We start from the raw sequence: 6,596 nt of genomic DNA on the forward strand, positions 1-6,596 counted from the left end.
CGCTCCTCGAACATCCCGGCCACGGACGAATCCCGCACCGCCGCGGCGGTGTCGTTCCACCGCACCAGCACCCGGTCCCGCTCACCGGCGTCGAGCACCTCGATGTCACGCACCGCGATGTCCGGGGCGGCCACCACCGCCTCGAGCACCCGGGTGAACCACTGCGCGAACCGGGCGGCGGCCGGCTTGTCGAACAGGTCCGCCGCCACCGTGATCCCGCCGCGCAGCCCCGCCGGCGCCCCCTCGGCGTCGTGCACCTCGCCGAGCGCGACCCATACGTCGAACTTCACCGAGGCCGTGGCCTCACCGCTCTGCTGCGTGTTCCCGCCGGAGGCGCGGGTGCCGGACAGTTCCAGGGCCGCGTCTCCGGTGGTCTGCATGGTCAGCACGACCTGCGCCAGCGGATGCCGAGCCATCGACCGCTCGGGGGCCAGCTCCTCCACCAGCCGCTCGAACGGCACGTCCTGGTGCGCGAACGCGCCCAGGCTGGCCTCCCGCACTCGCCCGAGCACCTCGCGGAACTCCGGCTCGCCCGACAGATCCGTCCGGACCACGAGCGTGTTCAGGAAGAGCCCGACCAGGTTCTCCAACGCCTCGTCGCCCCGGCCCGCGATCGGCGATCCGATCGGAATGTCCGTCCCTGCCCCCACCCGCGAGACCGTCACCGCCAGCGCGGCCTGCAGGATCATGAACACCGTCACGCCCTCGGCCCGCGCCAGCTCCACCAGCCGCTGATGCACCTCGCCGGTCACTCGCAGCGGCGCGGCATGCCCGCGATGGCTGGCCACCGCCGGGCGCGCCCGGTCCACCGGCAGCGCCAGCTCTTCCGGCGTTCCCGCCAACGTCCCGCGCCAGTACTCCAGTTGCGCCGACAGCAGGCTGTCGGGGTCGGACTCCTCGCCCAGCAACTCCCGCTGCCACAGCGCGTAGTCCGCGTACTGCACCGCCAGTGGCTCCCACTCCGGTGCCTCGCCACGCAGCCGCGCCGCATACGCGGCCGACAGGTCCCGGCTCAGCGGGCCCATCGACCAGCCGTCGCCCGCGATGTGGTGCACGACCACCACCAGCATCTGTTCATCGGAATCGGACCGGAAGAGCCACGCCCGGATCGGCAGCTCCGCCGACAGGTCGAACGCATGCTGCGACGCCCGCACCACGGCGTCGTCCATCTCGCCGGGCTCCACCTGGGTGACCAGCAGTTCCCAGTCCAGCTCCCGCGGTTCGAGGATCCGCTGGTAGGGCTCGCCGTCCACGGCCGGGAACACCGTGCGCAGCGCCTCGTGCCTGTCGATCACATCGCGCAGTGCCGCGCCCAGCGCGGCGGCGTCGACGCCGCTCAGCCGGAGCGGCACCGCGATGTTGTAGGCCGGGTTCGGGCCTTCGAGCTGCGCCAGGAACCACAGCCGCCGTTGCGCGAACGACAGCGGCACCAGCTCCGGACGCGTCCTCGCCCGCAGCGGCAGCTGCGCCTGCGCCGTGCCCTCGCCCAGGCGGGCCGCGAGCCCGGCCACCGTCGGCGCCTCGAACAGGGTCCTGAGCCCGACCTCCACGCCCAGCACCGCGCGGACCCGTGCGGTCAGGCGCGCCGCCAGCAGCGAATGGCCCCCCAGCTTGAAGAAGTCGTCATCGACGCCGACCGACGCGAGCCCCAGTACCTCGGCGAACACACCGCACAGGATCTCCTCCTGCACGGTGGCCGGGGCTCGGCTCGTCCCGGTGTCGTACTCCGGCGCGGGCAGGGCCTTGCGGTCGAGCTTGCCGTTGACGGTCAGCGGCAGCTCGTCCAGCGTGACGAACGCGGCCGGGACCATGTACTCCGGCAGCCGGGACGCCACGAACTCCCGCACACCCTCCCCGTCGATCCCGGCGCCGTCGGAACCAACGACGCCATCGGACCCATCGGACCCATCGGTTGGGACGATGTAAGCGACCAGACGCTTGTCACTCGGCGTGTCCTCACGGGCCAGCACCGCGGTCCGGGCCACCTCGGGGTGTGCGCCCAACACGGCCTCGATCTCGCCGAGTTCGATGCGGAAGCCGCGGATCTTCACCTGCTCGTCGGCGCGCCCGACGAACATCAGCCGGCCGTCCGTCGTCCACTTGGCCAGGTCCCCGGTCCGGTACATCCGCTCGCCCGCGGATCCGAACGGGCAGGCCACGAACCGCTCACCCGTGAGCCCGGGGCGGCCCACATACCCGCGCGCCATCCCCGCACCGGCCACGTACAGCTCGCCCGCGACTCCTGCGGGCACCGGCTGCAGCGCCGCATCCAGCACGAACAAGCGGGCGTTGGCGACCGGCGTGCCGATCGACGGCGCGTCCCCGAGAACCAGTGGCCGCGACATCGAAGCGCACACCGTGATCTCCGTCGGACCGTAGGCGTTGATCAGCCGACGCCGCGGCGCCCACCGCTCCACCAACGCCGCGTCCAGTGCCTCACCGGCAGACACGAGCGTGGTCACCGAGCCCAGATCGGCGGCGTCGAGAGCGCCCAACACCACCGGAGGCAGCGTCGCGTGCGTCACCCCGTGACGGGCCACCACCTCGGCCAGCCCGCCCCCCGGGGTCAGCTCCTCCGCCGACGCCACCACCAGGGCGGCCCCGGCGCCCAGCGCCATCAGCACCTCCCACGTCGCGGCGTCGAATCCGATCGACGCGAACTGCAGCACCCGCGCATCGGGTTCGACCGCGAACCGTTCGATCTGCGCGGTCGCCAGGTTCACCGTTCCGCCGTGGGTGAGCGCGACGCCCTTGGGCCGGCCCGTCGAGCCCGACGTATAGATCACATACGCCAGTCCGGTGGCGCCAACCGTGAAGTCGGGCGCGCTCTCCGGGCAGGCGTCGATCCGTTCGCGTACCTGCCGGGCGTCCAGCGGCACCACGGCCGCCCCGTTCAGCGCCTCCGCCGACACCGTGTCCGAACCGCCGGTCAGCACGACCGACGCACCGCTGTCGTCGATCATGAACCGGATGCGCTCGGCGGGCTGCCGGGCGTCGATCGGCAGATACGCCGCCCCCGCCTTCCACACCGCGAGGATCGCCGTCACCAACTCGGCCCCACGCGGGACGCACAGACCCACGACGGACTCCGGGCCGACACCGATCCCGCGCAGATAGTGCCCCATACGGTTGGCCGCCACGTCCACCTGCGCATACGACAGCTCGACACCGTCGCCGACCACCGCCGCGGCACCCGGGGCCGCGGCCACCCGCGCCTCGAACAGCTCCACCATCGACGAGCCCACCAGCTCGACCGGCGAGGCGCTCCCGCCGCGCAGCAGCTGTTCACGCTCATCGGGCTGCAGGACGTCCACGGCACTCAGCCGGGTGTCGGGCGCCGCGGTCACCAGATCGAGGACCCGGCTCCACCGTTCGGCAAGTGCCTCCACCGAACCGGCGTCGAACAGATCCACCGCCCCGATGACGGACCCGCGCAGCCCGGCCGGACGGCCGTCCTCGTCGTAGACCTCCCCGACCATCACATCCACGTCGCACTTCACCGACGCCGCCATGGCGCCGTCGACGCCGGCGCCCCCGCCCGTGCGCACACCGGGCATCTCGAGCCCGGCCCGCTCGACGTTCTGCAGGGTCAGCGACACCTGGAACAGCGGGTGCCTGGCCATCGACCGCTGCGGCGCCAGCTCCTCCACCAGCCGCTCGAACGGCACGTCCTGATGCGCGAAGGCCCCGAGACTCGTCTCCCGCACCCGGGCCAGCACCTGCCGGAACTCCGGGTCACCCGACAGATCCGTCCGGACCACCAGCGTGTTGATGAAGAAGCCGACCAGGTCGTCGAGCGCCTCGTCGGCGCGACCGGCCACACCGGATCCGATCGGGACATCGGCGCCCGCGCCGAGCCGCGACAGGGTCACCGCGAGGGCGGCCTGCACCACCATGAACATCGTGACGCCCTCGGCCCGTGCCAGCTCCACCAGCCGCTGATGCACCTCGGCGGACACCCGCACCGGCACCGGGTGCCCGACGTGACTCGCCACCGCCGGGCGTGAGCGGTCCACCGGCAGCGCCAGCTCCTCCGGCGCGCCGGCCAGCGCCTGCCGCCAGTAGCCGACCTGCGCCGCGATCAGGCTGTCGGGGTCGGACTCCTCGCCCAGCAACTCCCGTTGCCACAGGCTGTAGTCGGCATACTGCACCGGCAGCGGCTCCCACTCCGGGGCCTCGCCACGCAGCCGCGCCGCGTACGCCGCCGACAGATCCCGGCCCAGCGGGCCACGGGACCAGCCGTCGCCCGCGATGTGGTGCATGACCACCAGCAGCACCTGCTCCTCGGGGCCGGCCTCGAACAGCCACGCCCGGATCGGCAGCTCCCCCGACAGATCGAACGCGTACCGCGACGCCTGCCCGACCACTTCCGCCAGTTCCTCGGGCGCGACGTGAGACACCTCGAGTTCCCACGCCAGGTCCGCCGGGTCGAGGATCCGCTGGTACGGCTCACCGTCGACGGCCGGGAAGACCGTGCGCAGCGACTCGTGCCGCCCGATCACGTCCCGCAACGCGCCGCCCAACGCCGCGATGTCCACACCGCTCATCCGCAGCGGCACCGGAATGTTGTACGTCGGGCTGGGCCCCTCCAACTGGTCGAGGAACCACAGCCGCCGCTGGGCGAACGACAACGGCACCCGCTCGGGCCGCGTCTCCACCACCGTCAGCGCCTTGCGGGCCCGCCCCACACCCTCGGCCAGCCGCGCCGCGAGCCCGGCCGCGGTCGGTGCCTCGAACAACGCCCGTACCTCGACCTCCACGCCGAGCACCACACGCACCCGTGAGGTCAGGCGCACCGCCAGCAGGGAGTGCCCGCCCAGCTCGAAGAAGTTGTCGTCGACGCCGACCGACTCCACGCCGAGCACCTCGGCGAACACCGCGCAGAGGATCTCCTCCTGCGCGGTGGCCGGGGCGCGGCCCGCGCCCGTGACGTACTCGGGCGCGGGCAGGGCCCTGCGGTCGAGCTTGCCGTTGACGGTCAGCGGCAGTTCCGCCAGTGTCACGAACGCGGCCGGGACCATGTACTCCGGCAACCGCGACGCGGCCGCCGCTCGCAGCCGGTCCCCGTCCAGGGAGTCGCCGTCCTGGTCCGCCGGCACCACGTACGCCACCAGGCGCTTGTCGCCCGGCGTGTCCTCCCGCGCGATGACCGCGGCCTGCGCCACCTCCGGTCGCGCCGACAGGACGGCCTCGATCTCACCGGGCTCGATGCGGAAGCCGCGAATCTTGACCTGCTCGTCCGCACGGCCGGCGAAGACGAGCTGCCCGTCCGCCGTCCACTTGGCCAGGTCCCCGGTCCGGTACATCCGCGCCCCGGACGCTCCGAACGGGCAGGCGACAAACCGCTCACTCGTGAGGCCCGCACGGCCGACGTAGCCACGTGCAACGCCGGCTCCTGCCACGTACAACTCGCCCGTCACACCGGAGGGAACGGGCGTGAGCGTCTCATCGAGGACGTAAAGGTGTGTGTTGGCAGTCGGCGTGCCGATCGTCGGCGCGTCTCCCGGTGTCAGCGGCTGCGACATCGAGGCACAGACGGTGATCTCGGTCGGGCCGTAGGCGTTGATCAGTCGACGGTTCGGTGCCCACCGCTCCACCAGGCCCGCGTCCAGGGCTTCACCGGCAGATACGAGCGTGGTGACCGAGGTCAGGTCGGTGTCGGCGTCGAGGGCTCCCAGGACCGCGGGCGGCAGCGTCGCGTGCGTGACGGAGTGCCGCGCCGCGACCTCCACCAACCCACCGCCCGGCAGCAGTTCGTCGGCCGAAGTCATCACCAGAGCGGCACCGGAGCACAGCGCCATCAACACCTCGGACACCGCCGCATCGAAACCGATCGACGCGAACTGCAACACCCGCGAGTCACGTTCCACCGCGAACCGTTCGATCTGCGCCGCCACCAGGTTCAGCGCTCCGCCGTGGGTCGCCGCCACACCCTTCGGCACACCCGTCGAACCCGACGTATAGATCACGTACGCCAGGCTGGCGGGACCCGTCACGGTCTCCGGTCGCACGTCCGAGCAGCTGTCGACCAGCATGGTGGTCATCGGGTCGTCGACCGCGACCATCCGCACTCGCCCGGCCGGCAGGTCGTCGAGGGCCTCCTGCGTTCCCAATACGAGCTGCGCCCGGCTGTCCGCCAGTATGTGCGCCATCCGCTCCACCGGCAGCGCCCCGTCAACCGGCACGAACGCCGCTCCTGCCTTCCACGCACCCAGGATCGCGGTCACCAACTCGGCGCCGCGCGGCAGGCACACACCCACCACGGACTCCGGGCCCACACCCATGCCGCGCAGATGGTGCGCCAACCGATTCGCCGCCGCATCCAACTCGCCGTAGGACAGCTCCACGCCATCACCCACGACCGCCGTCGCACCGGGCGTCCGCGCCGCCTGAGCCTCGAACAACTCCACTGCCGACGTGCCCGTGGTGGGGGCGGTGGTGTCATTCCACACGTGCAGGAGTTGGTCGCGTTCGTCGTCGCGCAGGACGTCGACGGCGCCGAGCCGGGTCTCGGGTGCCGTGGTCACGAGTTCAAGGACCCGGTTCCAGCGCTCGGCGAGCGCCTCCACCGAACCGGCATCGAACAGGTCCACCGC

The 6,596-nt window shown here is 72.2% G+C and carries 1 protein-coding gene; it reads right to left on the bottom strand.

Translation table 11 applies throughout. The features are described 5' to 3' along the window. Nucleotides 1-6,593: amino acid adenylation domain-containing protein (locus ABT004_RS35505; RefSeq protein ID WP_502966983.1), on the bottom strand; the 6,593-nt coding region annotated here is incomplete at its 3' end. Between the last annotated feature and the right edge of the window lie 3 nt (nucleotides 6,594-6,596).

This window comes from Streptomyces sp. NPDC002790 (assembly GCF_040295505.1).
Lineage (GTDB): Bacteria > Actinomycetota > Actinomycetes > Streptomycetales > Streptomycetaceae > Streptomyces.